At 71.5% G+C, this 13,788-nt stretch carries 9 protein-coding genes; 4 read left to right on the forward strand and 5 right to left on the reverse strand.

Going from position 1 to position 13,788, the window contains the following annotated elements; translation table 11 throughout:
- The coding region (locus tag IE312_RS07010; protein WP_229899220.1) for an alpha/beta hydrolase family protein at positions 1–885 on the reverse strand (885 nt) is incomplete at its 3' end.
- 89 nt (positions 886–974) lie between these two features.
- Between IE312_RS07010 and IE312_RS07015 the strand changes: the two genes are divergently transcribed.
- Positions 975–1,931, forward strand: a complete 957-nt coding sequence (locus IE312_RS07015) for a LysR family transcriptional regulator (protein ID WP_189979343.1) — start codon at positions 975–977, stop codon at positions 1,929–1,931.
- Positions 1,932–2,114: 183 nt separating this feature from the next.
- Here the strand turns inward: IE312_RS07015 and IE312_RS07020 are convergent, their stop codons facing one another.
- Positions 2,115–3,695 carry a N,N-dimethylformamidase beta subunit family domain-containing protein gene (locus IE312_RS07020; RefSeq protein ID WP_229899221.1) on the reverse strand — a complete coding sequence of 527 codons (1,581 nt, stop codon included), beginning with the start codon at positions 3,693–3,695 and terminating at the stop codon, positions 2,115–2,117.
- A gap of 276 nt (positions 3,696–3,971) precedes the next feature.
- Between IE312_RS07020 and IE312_RS07025 the strand changes: the two genes are divergently transcribed.
- Positions 3,972–5,267 carry a phosphatase PAP2 family protein gene (locus IE312_RS07025; protein ID WP_189979345.1) on the forward strand — a complete coding sequence of 432 codons (1,296 nt, stop codon included), beginning with the start codon at positions 3,972–3,974 and terminating at the stop codon, positions 5,265–5,267.
- Positions 5,268–5,287: 20 nt separating this feature from the next.
- Here the strand turns inward: IE312_RS07025 and IE312_RS07030 are convergent, their stop codons facing one another.
- The gene (locus IE312_RS07030; RefSeq protein ID WP_189979347.1) at positions 5,288–5,923 is read right to left on the reverse strand and encodes a DinB family protein; all 636 of its coding nucleotides are present in this window, start codon (positions 5,921–5,923) and stop codon (positions 5,288–5,290) included.
- A gap of 698 nt (positions 5,924–6,621) precedes the next feature.
- Positions 6,622–8,463, reverse strand: coding sequence for a glycoside hydrolase family 6 protein (locus IE312_RS07035; RefSeq protein WP_189979349.1), 1,842 nt, complete (start codon positions 8,461–8,463; stop codon positions 6,622–6,624).
- Between the two features lie 549 nt (positions 8,464–9,012).
- Here IE312_RS07035 and IE312_RS07040 point away from each other — a divergent pair.
- Both IE312_RS07040 and IE312_RS07045 read left to right on the forward strand, forming a co-directional pair.
- Positions 9,013–11,928 carry a glycoside hydrolase family 48 protein gene (locus tag IE312_RS07040; RefSeq protein WP_189979351.1) on the forward strand — a complete coding sequence of 972 codons (2,916 nt, stop codon included), beginning with the start codon at positions 9,013–9,015 and terminating at the stop codon, positions 11,926–11,928.
- A gap of 244 nt (positions 11,929–12,172) precedes the next feature.
- The gene (locus tag IE312_RS07045; protein WP_189979352.1) at positions 12,173–13,195 is read left to right on the forward strand and encodes a LacI family DNA-binding transcriptional regulator; all 1,023 of its coding nucleotides are present in this window, start codon (positions 12,173–12,175) and stop codon (positions 13,193–13,195) included.
- 101 nt (positions 13,196–13,296) lie between these two features.
- On the opposite strand, the gene IE312_RS39140 is transcribed toward IE312_RS07045, so the two are convergent.
- The coding region (locus tag IE312_RS39140) for an RICIN domain-containing protein (protein ID WP_229899223.1) at positions 13,297–13,788 on the reverse strand (492 nt) is incomplete at its 5' end.

Raw genomic sequence — 13,788 nt, forward strand, 5'->3', positions numbered from 1 at the left:
CAGCGGCTCGCCGTTGGTGACGCCGGGTATGACATCCCGACCGCCGTCCACGACCAGCAGCGGCGCCGTGATGCGCGGTGCCAGGGTGGTGAGGTCCACCTGGCGGGCGAACGCGCGTGCGGCGTCGCTCCCTCCGGTGCGGCGGGCCATGATGTCCCGGACCGGCGGGGGCAGTTGCTCCCAGTCGAGGCGGAAGGGCCCGCTGACCGCGGCCACCGCGGCCACGCGAGGCTCCAACGCCGCCGTGCGGGCCGCGAAATAGCCGCCCAGGCTGAGGCCGGCGAGACCGATCCGGGTGACGCCGAGCGCGTCGACGACCCGGCCCACGACCTGCTCGTACTCCGGCCGGAGCGTCGTCGTGGCCGCGAGCACCCCCTGCCCTGGCCCGTCCATCGCGAACACCGCCAGGCCCCTGCCCAGCAGCGCGGACGCCAGGTCGAGGAACTCCTCCTTGGCCGAGTCCAGGCCGGGGACGACGATCACGGTGCCCGGTGCGTCGGCGGGGCCGCGCAGCCAGCCGGTGAAACCCTCCCCGCTCACCCGCCGCGCCCCGGACTCCAGCAGGGACAGGCCGCGGCCCAGGGCGCGGTCCGCCTCGGCGGCCGCGGGCTGGGCCTCCCCGCCGGGCGCGAGCGTGGCCAGGTGGAACCAGCGGGCCGCCGTCAGCAGATGACCGCCCGCCGAGACGGCGGAGCGTGCCGTGTCCGCGCGCTCCAGGTGGGCGCGTGCGGTGCTCACGAACGCCGGTCCCCAGTCGGCCACGGAGGCGAGGCCCTCCGTGACGCGACGGTATTCGTGCGGGTCGACGCCCGCTCCGGTGGCGCGGCTCCACTGGGCGGCGGCGAAATCGGCGGGGGCCACCGCTGTGGTGATCTTTGTTCGCATGCCGAGCATGCAACCCCGTGGCCGCCCCGTGAGCCAACAACGCACGCGCGCGGCCGACAACTGAGGGTTGTCACCTAAGGTGAGACGCCATGGATCTCGATCTGGCGCAGGTGCGGGCCTTCGTGTGCGCCGCCGAGGAACTGCACTTCGGCCGGGCGGCCGGAACGCTCGCCCTCACCCAGCAGGCGCTGTCGAAGCGGATCGCGCGCCTGGAATCCCTGCTCGGCACCGCGCTGTTCCACCGCGACGGCACCGGCGTACGCCTCACCGAGGCCGGGCAGCGCTTCCTGCGGCCGGCCCGGCAGACCCTGGCCGCCGCCGACGCGGCGGTCGAGGCGGCGCTCGGAACCGACCGTCCACTGCGCGTCGACGTCTGGGGCCACCTCTACGCGCCGATGCGCACCCTGGCCGAAGTCGCGGACGGGGCCGGGAAGTTGGTGATCGGACACGGCCGTGACCTGCCCTCGGTGACGGCAGCCCTGCGCCACGGCGACATCGACGCCGCCTTCGGCCGGGTCCACCCCCCGCTGCACCCGGGACTGGCCCACCGCCTCGTCCGCCTGGAACCGGTGGACGCCGTCCTGAGCGCGGACTCCCCCCTCGCGGCCGAACCGGCCCTGCGGCCCGAGCAGTTGCGCGGCAGCGTGCTGTGGGCACCGGGATCCCTCGAACGGCTCGACTTCCTCCACCGGTTCGCCGACCGCTTCGGCATCCGGGACACAGCCACGAGCGTGAACCTGGGCCTCGCCCGGTTGCTCGCCGAAGTGGCCGAGGATCCGCGGCGCTTCTCGCTGCTGCCCGCCGACGTTCCCCTGCCCGACGTCCCCGGGGTGCGTGCCGTCCCGTTGGTCGGGCCCACACCGTTGTACGCGTGGTCGCTGCTGTGGCGCACCGGCACCGGGCACCCGGGACTGCACCGCCTCACCGGCGCCTGCGCCGCGCGAGCGCACCGGCTCCGGTGGCTGGAGTACGACCCGGCACGCGACTGGCTGCCCGAACCGCCCGCCGCCGACCGGCACCGGCGCTCCTACGCAGCCGCCGGTTGAGTACGCCGACTCACGACCACCGGTCCGCCCGATGCCTGCCTTGGCCCGCATGAAGACGAACCCGCCCTCCCCCCGCCCCGAAACGGCGAGCGATGCCCGCTGGACCAACGGCTGCGCCTTAGCGGCGATCGCCGTCGCCGCCCTGCCCACCGACGGCGAACTGCTACCGTCCCCACCGCCGCCTCACGCCCGGCTCTTGTAGACCTCGGTGACGTTGGGGCGCGGCGCCGGGCGGTGCCGCGCGGCGGGGCCCTCCGCGAAGGCGCGCAGCACGTTCTCCGTCGTACGCGTCACGAAGGCGCGGGTCCGGGCGTCCATCCCGTGGTCGCGGCCGCCGTCGGGGGTGTCCGCCATGAGGGCCTCGACCCAGCGCATGGTGCCGGTGGCGAACACGCCCGCGCCGCTGTCGACCGTGTAGTAGGCCGAGTCGCTGTGGCTGCGGCGGCCACCGCACACCAGAGGGGAGTGGGCCGTTATCTCCAGCGGCTCGGGGACGGGCGCGGCGGGGGTGACCCGGTCGTACTCGACGCCGACCAGGTGGTCGAAGCCGTCGCCGGGCCGTACGCCCGTCCCCTCGTACAGCCAGTGGTCCGCCGCGTGGACCACGTACGGCGCGTCCGTCGGGTAGCCCTCGTAGAGCACTCCCGTGAGCGCCGACTCGGGGTCGGGCGCCGGTGGCCGGCGGAAGTCGGTGGTCACCAGGGCGGGCTGCGTGGCGTAGAGGGGGTCGGCCCGTGCGGAGGACTTGTAGCAGACCACCGTGCGGTCCGGCCGCGTCGCTCCCTGTTCGAGGCGGACCCGGCGGAAGCAGGTGTTGGCACCGAGGAAGAGCACGTTGGTGCCGGCGTCCCGCGCAGCTGTGACGTGCCGGCGCTGCTCCGGGGTCCAGTACTCGTCGTGCCCCAGACAGACGACCGCGGTCGCGCCGCGCAGGATCCCCGGGTCGCGGTGGACATCCGTCCCGGTGGTGTAGGCGAGGGGGATGCCGAGCCGTTCCGCCAGCACCACCGCCGCCCGTTCGTACACCCGGAATTTCTCCCCGCCGTCGGCGTCGTAGGGCCGGTCGAAGCTGACGGCCAGGGAGCGGTCGGCGAACGCGCCGGAGGCTCCGGCGTAGAGGCTGTGGCCGCCCCAGCGGTTGTAGGCCTGCCAGGTGGCCGGGGCGTGGATCAGGACCGTCCGGCCCGTGCCGTGCGTGGACCGCACGATCAGGGGGATGTACCGCTGGTGGCCGTTGTCCGCGTCCAGCCGCAGCAGGTACGCGCCCTCCGGCCATCCGGCCGTACTGATCCCGAGCGTGCGCGGCCAGTCCGCACGCACGGTGCGGGTGCCCGGCAGGAAGCCCGGTTCCGGCTGGACGCGACCCCGTACGCGCTCCGACGACCACACGAGCCGGGCCTGGGCCCCGCCGTACCAGCCGACGCGGAAGGCCGAGACCCGGAAGGACGCCGCGGTCGTCGACACGTACAGGCCGCACTCCTCGCCCGGCGTCACGCTGACCCGGTCCGCGTAGCCGGCGACGGCGGGGGCGGGGCCGCGGGAGGTGATACGCCAATCGGGTGTCCCCGGCCGGTCCCGTTCCGCTTCGGGCAGGCGGGAGGCGGCTGCCGGGCGGGGCCCGCGCGGGGGAGCGGTCGCGTCACAGGCGGCGGCCGTCACCGAGGCCAGCCCGAGGCCGGCGCACGCCCCGACGAAGCGCCGGCGCCCCAGCCGCCGTACGGGTGCCGTCCCGTGCTCCGGCGCTGCTCCTTCCCGGGAACTCACTCTCCTCACACCTCCCGCACCTGGCTCTCGGCTCACCTGCTCTCCGGCCAAGGTGACACAGCACCGCGGACGACGCGCCCCTGCTTTCGGCCGCCCGGAATCACTCCGATAGCATGTTCGAACTCTCGTCGGTCCCTATATCGCTTTTCATATGGGGACCTCATTCAAATAAAACGGCAGACAATAAAACGGCAGACAATGAAATCCAGGGCGTAACGGGTGTTCCCGCATAAAAACGGCAGAACTGTGCTGGCCGCATGGCGTCGACCGCGAACGATGGTGTGGGCCGCGGCGGGTGCGGCGGCTCTTGTGTTCCTCGTCCAGCTGGAGATCACCGCACGCCACTACGGCCAGCCAGGGCCGGTCACCAGCCAGGCCGCGGAGCTGATCCTCGCCCCGAAGCCGGGACCGATGTACGGCGGCCTGGCGCTGACGATGGTGGTGCTGACCTGGCGGCACCGGTTCATCGCGGCTGCGACCGCGATCACGATCGACGGCGTCTTCGTCCTGGTACGGCTGGCGATCGGCGCCGACATGTCCGACGGCCACTACTTCGGCAACGGCGCGCTGTGGGTGATGCTGGGATACGCGGTCCTCGCCGTCACGCGCCGCGCGGGCCCCGAACGCGTCCTGCTCCTGAAGGGCGTCGGGCTGGGCCTGCTGCTGGTCGCCGGCCGCAAGATCGGCGACACCTGGCTGTTCGTCACGGCGAAAGCCCGCCCGACCGTGCTCGACCAGTACGTGGCGACCGCCGATCACGCGCTGGGCAACCCGTCGTGGCTGGCGGGCCGGCTCGTCGCCGCCACCGACCCGGTCGGGCCCCGTCTGCTCCACCTGGTGTACGGGCAGCTCGCGGTGGCCGCGGTCGTCGTCGCGCTGTACCAGCTGCGGAACGTGGCGGCCGAGCGCCGCTTCCCGCGCCACCACCTGGTGCGCACCTTCCTGGTCATCGGCCTCCTCGGACCCGGCATCTACATGATCTTCCCGGTGGTGGGACCGGTCTTCGCCTACGGCCCGGGCGCCTCCGGCACCGGCGGTGTGGAGTGGGCGGCGGCCAACCTGTGGCCGCACATACCGCCCCCCGTCGCCATCCCGCACCCGATGCCGTACGACGGGATCACCCCCCGCAACTGCATGCCCAGCCTGCACACCGCGTGGGCCACCGCGATCTTCATCCACTCCCGCAAGGGCCCACGGCTCCTGCGACACGCGGGGACGTTCTGGCTCGTCGCCACACTCACCGCCACGCTGGGCTTCGGCTACCACTACGGCGCGGACCTCGTCGCCGGCGTGGTCTTCGCGCTCACCATAGAGGCGGCGCTGCGCTCGCTCGACCATGGCTGGGACCGCCGGGGAATCCAGTTCATCGTCTACGGCACCACCGTCTTCGCGGCCCTCCTAGTGGCGTACCGCTGGCTCCCGGTGCAGCTGGCCGGACATCCGGCGGTCTTCGGGCCCCTGCTCCTGCTCGCGATGACCTCCGTGGTCTACGCCTACGTGCGGACCACCCGGCCGTGGGAGCCGGCGGCCGCGCCCGCGCCGCAACCGGAACCACAACCCGAACCGGCCTGAGCCCGAACGCCGCCGGGGGATCACGGGTGGAACGGACGCGGTGGCGCCGCGCGGTAAAGATCACGCAGCAGGGCGATCTCCGCCCCGTGGTGCAGCACCTCCTGGTTGACCCACCACACGACGTCGATGAACGGCTCCTCCGGATCGCTGCCGTGCGGGTAGGTGCAATACCCGACGGTGTCGAGCGCGGCCTCGTCGACGGCCAGCAGCGCCCGCCGCCAGGCCGCGGCACCGGCCGCGAAGGCCGCGACCGCTCCTGCGGCGTCCCCGCTGACGGGGTGATCGTCACGCGTCAGCGCGTGGCCGCCGGCGGTGTGGTCCGCGCGGAGCACCAGCATCTCGGTGAGGTGGCTCAGCCGCCACGCCAGGGTGGTGAAGGGCGGCGGCCAGGGATGCGGGTAGGACGCGGCGTCGCGGCCCCAGTCACCGGTGCCCGCCAGGAACGTCGCACGCGGCCCGGGCCCGTCCCCGCGCCGCCGCACCGACCAGCAGCCGGGCACCGGCTCCCACAGGTACTCCTCGTCGGTCACGGGGCCGACCTCGGTGTCCGCCCCGTCGCCGCTGTCCATGACCGGCCCTGTCAGGCGGTGGATGAGGCGCTCGGCGGCGAAGTCGAACTGCTGCAGCAGCGGGGACAGCCGGGACGGTGTCGTCAACGCAGGCTCCTGAGTCGAACGGGACCGGGGACGATCCGCCAGCCTGGCACAACCGACACCGCGCCCGCGCCCCTATGAGCCGGTGCACCGAAACCCGTGGCACTGATCGCCAGCGATTGGCGGCTAGCGGCCATTGGCCAGCGGTGGCGTCGGATCGCCCGCTCACGGATGCCCCGGCCGGTCCGCCCGCTCCCGGACCGCCTGGTCATGGACACTCGATGCCGGACGGCCCGCTCCGGTGCCGCCCGGTCATGGACGTCCGCGGCCGGCTGGCCCGCGGCCGGTTGGCCCGCTCACGGGCCGCCTGTCTCCGAGGCGCCTGTCTCCGGGGCGCCCGCTCCGGTGCCGCCGGGTCATGGACGTCCGCGGCCGATTCGTCCGCGGCCGGTTGGCCCGCTCGCGGGCCGCTTGCCTCCGGGCCGCCTGTGTCCGGGGCGCCTGTCTCCGGGGCGCCTGGTCGTGGACGTCCGCGCCGGTTCGCCCGCGGCCGGTTCGCCCGCGGCCGGTTGGCCCGCTCCCGGGCCGCCTGTGTCCGGGCCGCCTGTCTCCGGGCCGCCCGCTCCGGTGCCGCCTGGTCGTGGACGTCCGCGGCCGGTTCGCCCGCTCCCGGACCGCTCGCTCCCCGGTCACCCGGGCATGGGTCGCCGGGGCCGGTCCGTCGTGGGCCGGTCCCGGCGGGAGCTCACTGCCTCAGAGGGTTACGGCAGGGGCGGGTAGGCGTTCTGCATGAGCTGCTGGAACTGGGCGGAGAACCAGTGTCCGGCGAGGGGCGCGTTGGCCAGGGCGCCGGTGGGGTTGTTGCCGTTGCGGCCGTTGCCGCCGTAGGTCGGGTCGCACATGCGGTCGAAGCCCTTGCCCTCGTCGTTGGAGACGGCGGAGCTCGCTCCGTCCGACTCCCCCGGGGGCTTCACCCAGACGTAGGCGTCGATCCCGGCGGCCGGCGCCGCGGTCGGCCGTTCACCGATGCCGGCACCGCTCTGGTTGCACCAGTTGCCGGCGTGGATGCGCCGGTCGATGCGGCTGCCGTTGACGTAGTCGTCGACCGAGGTCTGCGGGCCGGGCTTGGTGGGCCGGGCCGAGCCGCCCCATCCGTTGCGGGAGGTGTCGATCAGCATGCCGAGACCGGAGTTGAACCCGGCCGAGACCAGCTTGTCCCGCAGCGCGACGGCGAAGGACTGCTCGTCCACGTACTGGTTCCAGTCGATCCACTTCGCCTGGCGCACGGTCTGGCCGTTGACGCTGTCGGTGATCTTGAAGTTCGGTTCCTTGGTCGCGCCGTAGTTGGCGGTGTTGACGATGAAGCCCGCCACGTCGTTCACGCTGGCGCCGTTGGAGGTGGCGACCTTGTAGAACTCCTGGACGGACGGGCCGAGGTTGGAGTCCCAGCCGAGCCAGGCGTGGTGGCCGGCGTCGATGTAGTTGTAGACGTTGGGGACGGCGCCCAGCTTGTCGAGGGCGTAACTGACGCCCTTCTCGTAGTTGCCGTTGGCCTTCATGGTCGCGCAGGCATCGGTGCTGCCGGCGGTGCCGCCCGCGTTGGTGACGAGGTTGGGCAGCGAGTCGGGCTCGATGACGGTGGCGATCCGCAGGCCCGCGTACTTCGCGTCGGAGAGGATCGACGCGATCGGATCGATGTACTGGCTCTTGTACTTGTCGATGTCGTTCGGTCCGAGTTCGCCGTTGGAGGCGAGGGCGGCGCAGTCGCGGCCGGGCAGATCGTAGATGACCAGCTGGACCACCAGGTTGCCGGAGCCCTTCTGCTTGAGCGCCTCGTCCAGGTGGGCGCGCAGACCCATGCCGCCGTTGACCCCGTTGATGGTGGCGATGCGATCCAGCCAGACGGCCGTGGGCTGATTGGAGATGCGGCTGCCGCCCGGTTCGGCGGCGGCATGCGCCGACCACTCCGGGTTCACGTACACCTTGGCGCCGACGTAGGGGTTGTCGGCCTTGTTTCCGCCCCCGCCGCCGTTGTCACCACCGGTGCTGCCACCGGTGCTGCCCCCCGTGTCGCCACCGGTGCTGCCTCCCGTGCTACCACCGGTGCTGCCACCGGTCGTGCCGCCCGTGTCACCTCCCGTGCTGCCCCCGGTGCTGCCTCCCGTGCTGCCCCCGGTGCTGCCGCCGTCGACGTTGCAGGTGACGCCGTCGAGCGTGAAGGCGGTGGGCACGGCGTTGCTTCCGCTGTAGCTGCCGTTGAACCCGAAGCTGACCGAACCGCCGCTCGCCAGCGAGCCGTTGTAGCTCTCGTTGGCGGCGGTGACCGCGGCGCCGCTCTGGCTGAGCTTCGCGTTCCAGCCCTGGGTGACCTTCTGGTTCCCGGCGTACGACCACTTCAGGGACCAACTCGACTTGGCAGCCGCGTTGTTGGTGATGGTGACGGCGGCGGTGAAGCCGGTGTCCCACTGGCTCTGCACCTTGTAGTCCACGGAGCAGGGGACGGAGGCGGTGGCGGCGCCGGCCGGCGCCGTGAGGAGCGCCGTCCCCGAGGCCCCGGCGAGTACCGCCAGGGCGGCGAGGAACGACAACTTGGTACGACTCATCAGTGCGGGTTCCTTCGTTTCGTGGGGTGTGCGGGACGTGGATCACGACGTGAGGGCGCGCAGGCGGTGGCGCTGCCCGGTGCCGCACGCGGTGGGCGTGCCGTGGCGGACGAGCGACGGCGCCCGGGTCGTGCCCTGGGCGTCCACCGGCTCGTGGCCGGCGCCTGGGGAAGGGCTCGTCGTGGAGACGGGCGTGGCTGCCTGGGGCGAGGCCGTGGGCAGGGCGGAGCTCGGAACCGGCGCGATCGCACCGGCGGCGGCTGAAAGTGCTGAACGCGGGGGGTGGCGCATGAGCGACTCCCTACGACCTGGCGCGCCGCGACCGACGCGCCGAGTGATGGAATCGCTCCCACTGGTGCGACGGACGCTAGCGCCAACCGCGCTGCTTTCACAGGGGTGTTGCTTAACTTTTCTTAGAAGGTTCGCGACGGACGATTCAAGTTCTCAACGTCTTGACCCGGGCCGTCCCCGTCCCCACTATGGGAGCGCTCCCACTGGTTCAAGCCTTGTCCCCCCACGAGCCGCACACCGCGAGGAGAAGCCAGAACCATGGATCCCGGACGCAAGCACAGAGCTGCGCGGCGGTTGTGGACCGCCGTGGCAGCGGTATTCGCTCTGCCTTTGTCGATGCTGGCCACGGGCACTCCGGTCGCGCATGCGGCGTCGGTGCAGTGCAGTGTGGACTACAAGACCAATGACTGGGGTTCGGGCTTCACCGCGGACCTCACGATCACCAACCGGGGCACGGACGCGATCGACGGCTGGACGCTGTCGTACGCCTACACGGGCAACCAGAAGCTGTCCAACGGCTGGAACGGCACGTGGTCGCAGGCGGCCCAGACGGTCACGGTGAAGAACGCCTCCTACAACGGCACCATCGCGGCCGGTGCGGCCGTGTCCACGGGTGCGCAGTTCTCCTACAGCGGTGCGAACACCGCCCCGACGTCGTTCACGGTGAACGGGACGGTGTGTGCGGGTGCGCACCAGCCGCCGGTGACGGTACTGAGCAGCCCGAAGCCGGGTGCGGTGTTCACGCAGGGGGATGCGGTGCCGCTGGCGGCGACCGCTGCGGCGGCGGACGGCGCGTCCATCGGCAAGGTGGAGTTCTACGACGACACCACGCTGCTCGGCACGGACACGAGCGCGCCGTACGCGCTGTCGGTGTCCGATCTGGCGGTGGGCAGTCATTCGCTGGTGGCCAAGGCCTACGACAGCCTGGGGGCGTCGGCCGCCTCCACCCCGGTCGGCATCACCGTCGCATCCGGTCCGGCGCTGGTCGCCTCGCCGGGTCAGCTGGGTGTGCAGCAGGGCAAGTCGGGCACGTTCACGGTGAAGCTGTCGACGCAGCCGAGCGGGAACGTGACGGTGAGCACGAGCCGCACGGCGGGCAACACCGGTCTGTCCGTGACGGGGGGTTCGTCGCTGACGTTCACTCCGTCGAACTGGAACACCGCGCAGACGGTGACCGTCACGGCGGACTCCTCCGGCACCGGGAGCGCGACCTTCACCGTGTCGGCGGCCGGTTATGCGAAGGCGACGGTCACGGTCAGCGAGCTGCCCGCGTCGAAGGCCTACGACGCCCGGTTCCTGGACCTGTACGGAAAGATCACCAACCCGGCGAACGGCTACTTCTCCCCCGAGGGGATTCCGTACCACTCGGTGGAGACGCTGATCGTGGAGGCCCCGGACCAGGGGCACGAGACGACGTCGGAGGCGTACAGCTATCTGCTGTGGCTGCAGGCGATGTACGGCAAGGTGTCCGGTGACTGGTCGAAGTTCAACAGTGCGTGGGCGCTGATGGAGAAGTACATGATCCCCTCGCACGCCGACCAGCCGACGAACTCCTTCTACAACGCCGCCAAGCCGGCCACGTACGCCCCGGAACTGGACACGCCGAACGAGTACCCGGCGAAGCTGGACACGGGGGTGTCGGTGGGCTCGGACCCGATCGCCGGTGAGCTGAAGTCGGCCTACGGCACGGACGACGTCTACGGCATGCACTGGATCCAGGACGTCGACAACGTCTACGGCTACGGCAATACACCGGGCGGCACCTGCGAGGGCGGCCCCACCGCGAAGGGTCCCTCGTTCATCAACACCTTCCAGCGCGGCGCGCAGGAATCGGTGTGGGAGACCGTTCCGCAGCCGACGTGTGACGCGTTCAAGTACGGCGGGAAGAACGGCTACCTGGACCTGTTCACCGGTGACAACTCCTACGCCAAGCAGTGGAAGTACACCGACGCCCCGGACGCGGACGCACGCGCGGTGCAGGCCGCCTACTGGGCGGACGTGTGGGCCAAGGCGCAGGGCAAGAGCGCGGACGTGTCCCAGACGGTCGCCAAGGCCGCGAAGATGGGCGACTACCTGCGCTACGCGATGTACGACAAGTACTTCAAGAAGATCGGTGGGTGCACCAGTCCGTCCTGCCCGGCCGGTAGCGGCAAGGACGCCTCCCACTACCTGCTGTCCTGGTACTACGCCTGGGGTGGCGCGACGGACACCTCGGCCGGCTGGGCCTGGCGGATCGGCTCCAGCCACGTCCACGGCGGCTACCAGAACCCCCTGGCCGCCTACGCGCTCAGCACCAACGCCGACCTGAAGCCGAAGTCGGCCACCGGCGCCGGCGACTGGTCCAAGTCACTGCAGCGGCAGCTGGAGTTCTACCAGTGGCTGCAGTCCTCCGAAGGTGCCATCGCGGGAGGTGCCACCAACAGCTGGGCCGGCCGCTACGCCGCCCCGCCCGCCGGCACCTCCACCTTCTACGGCATGGCCTACGACTGGCAGCCCGTCTACCACGACCCGCCCTCCAACCAGTGGTTCGGCTTCCAGGCCTGGTCCATGGAACGCGTCGCCGAGTACTACCAGCAGACCGGCAACGCCCAGGCCAAGGCGGTCCTGGACAAGTGGGTGAAGTGGGCGCTGTCCAAGACCACGGTCAACCCCGACGGCACCTACCGCATCCCCTCCACCCTGACGTGGTCGGGCCAGCCCGACACCTGGAACCCGTCCAGCCCCGGTTCCAACAGCGGCCTGCACGTCACCGTCGCCGACTACACCGACGACGTCGGCGTGGCCGCCGCCTACGCCAAGACCCTCACCTACTACGCCGCCAAGTCCGGTGACAGCGCCGCCAAGTCCACAGCCAAGGCGCTGCTGGACGGCATGTGGAACAACTACCAGGACAACCTCGGCATCGCCACGCCCGAGACCCGCACCGACTACAGCCGCTTCAACGACAGCGTCTACGTACCCGCCGGCTGGACCGGCACCATGCCGAACGGCGACACCGTCAACTCGTCCTCCACCTTCACCTCCATCCGCTCCTTCTACAAGAGCGACCCCAACTGGTCGAAGGTCGAGGCCTACCTCAAGGGTGGCGCCGCACCCGTCTTCACCTACCACCGCTTCTGGGCCCAGGCCGACATCGCCATGGCCATGGGCTCGTACGCGGAGCTCCTCGAATAGTCCCCGCTGAAGCTCCGCGTACCCGGCCCCGTCACAGGACGACGGGGCCCACCAGGCCGGGCGGCTCCCCAGTAGAGGGGACCGCCCGGCCTCCACGCTCTCCTGGGAGCGCTCCCGGCGCGCCCGTGCGGAAGGTCTGCGACCGCGTCGTGCCCCTGACCTGAACCCAACTGATTAATCACCCAAGCGGTGTTGCCCGGTTTTCGGGGCCGTAAGATCAGTGATCTGGTGGGGGGAGGTGGTCATGGGCAAGCGACGCACTGGCACGCCGACGCTGGAAGAGGTGGCCGCCCATGCCGGGGTGGGGCGGGGCACGGTCTCCCGGGTCATCAACAACGCGGCCGGCGTCAAGGAATCGACCCGCCGGACCGTGCAGCAGGCCATCGAGGAGCTGGGATATGTGCCCAACCTCGCGGCCCGCTCCCTGGCCGGCCGACGCGCGGACGCCGTGGCGCTGGTCCTCACGGAGCCCGACTGGAGGCAGTTCGCGGAGCCGTTCTTCTCGGAGATCGTCCGCTCGCTCGGAGACGCGTTGGTGGACACCGGGATGCAGTTGCTGCTGACTCTGGTCCGCTCCGAGGGCGAGCGGCAGCGGTTCCTGGAGTACGCCCGTGGCGGCCGGGTCGACGGCATCCTGCTGATATCCGTGCACGCGGGGGACCGGCTCCCGGACATGCTCGCCGAGGCACGGTTGCCGACCGTGCTGCTGGGGCGCCGTTCGGGGGACGAGTACGTCAGCTACGTGGACGCGGACAACGCGGGCGGTGCCCGAACCGCCGTGGCCCACCTGCTGGAAAGGGGCCGCAAGACGATCGCGACCATCACCGGGCCGCTCGACATGTACGCCGCCCAGTCCCGGCTGCGCGGCTATCAGGACGCCCTCGCGCTGGCCGGTCTCAGAGGCACGCGGTCCCTGGTGGCCGAGGGCGACTTCACGGAGGAGAGCGGCCGCCGCGCCATGGCGGAACTCCTCGAACGGCACCCGGAGATCGACGGGGTCCTCGCCGCGTCGGACACCACGGCGGTGGGCGCCCTGCACGCGTTGCGCGCGGCGGGGCGACGGGTGCCGGAGGACGTCGCCGTGATCGGCTTCGACGACTTTCCGCTGGCACAGAGCACGAAACCGCGGCTGACCACGGTGCGTCAGCCGCTGGAGGAGATCGGACGGGCCATGGTCAGGCTCCTGATCGAGGAGATGGAGGAGCCTGCCGTGGCCTGGCGGCACGTGATCCTCCGTACGGAACTGGTCGTCCGCGAGTCCTCCTGACGACCGCCGCCTGTCGGCCGTTGCCTGTCGACTGCCGTCTGTCGGCCGCCTTCACGGTCGGCGGACGCCGGACGTACCGGGCGTCCGCCGACCGAGCGGGGTCAGCCCAGGGACCACTGCTGGTTGGATCCGCCGTTGCAGGTCCACAGTTCTACCGGGGCGCCGTCGGCCGTGGATGCCCCCGTCACATCCAGGCACAGCCCCGACTGGACCCCGGTGACGGTGCCGTTGGAGTTGAGGTTCCACTGCTGGTTCGCCCCGCCGTTGCAGGGCCAGGTCTGGACCTTGGTGCCCGGGCTCGTGCCGTGGTCCGAGGCGTCCAGGCACATCTGGCTGCCGCCGCTGTAGACGGTCAGCTGGCCCCCAGCAGTCCGGGTCCACGTCTGGTTGGCGGCGCCGCTGCAGCCCCAGATCTGCACTGGCGTGCCCGCCGTGGTGGAACCGTTGGGCACGTCCAGACACTTGCCCGCACCCGATGCGTGGAGCGCGCCGGAACCCGTGCCGGTGGACGCGGAGCTGTACCCGGCCGCGACGATGTTCGCCTGCACCGCGTTCTCGGTCGCGTCCGAGGGGTAACCGGACGTCATCACGCC

Source organism: Streptomyces capoamus (genome assembly GCF_014654935.1).
GTDB classification, from domain to species: Bacteria; Actinomycetota; Actinomycetes; order Streptomycetales; family Streptomycetaceae; genus Streptomyces; species Streptomyces capoamus.

Excerpts from the sequence above, each read along its gene's own strand:
- IE312_RS07040 (WP_189979351.1), top strand. The coding sequence starts at position 9,013 with ATGGATCCCGGACGCAAGCACAGAGCTGCGCGGCGGTTGTGGACCGCC.
- IE312_RS07045 (WP_189979352.1), top strand. The coding sequence starts at position 12,173 with ATGGGCAAGCGACGCACTGGCACGCCGACGCTGGAAGAGGTGGCCGCC.
- IE312_RS07015 (WP_189979343.1), top strand. The coding sequence starts at position 975 with ATGGATCTCGATCTGGCGCAGGTGCGGGCCTTCGTGTGCGCCGCCGAG.
- IE312_RS07035 (WP_189979349.1), bottom strand. The coding sequence starts at position 8,463 with ATGAGTCGTACCAAGTTGTCGTTCCTCGCCGCCCTGGCGGTACTCGCC.
- IE312_RS07025 (WP_189979345.1), top strand. The coding sequence starts at position 3,972 with ATGGTGTGGGCCGCGGCGGGTGCGGCGGCTCTTGTGTTCCTCGTCCAG.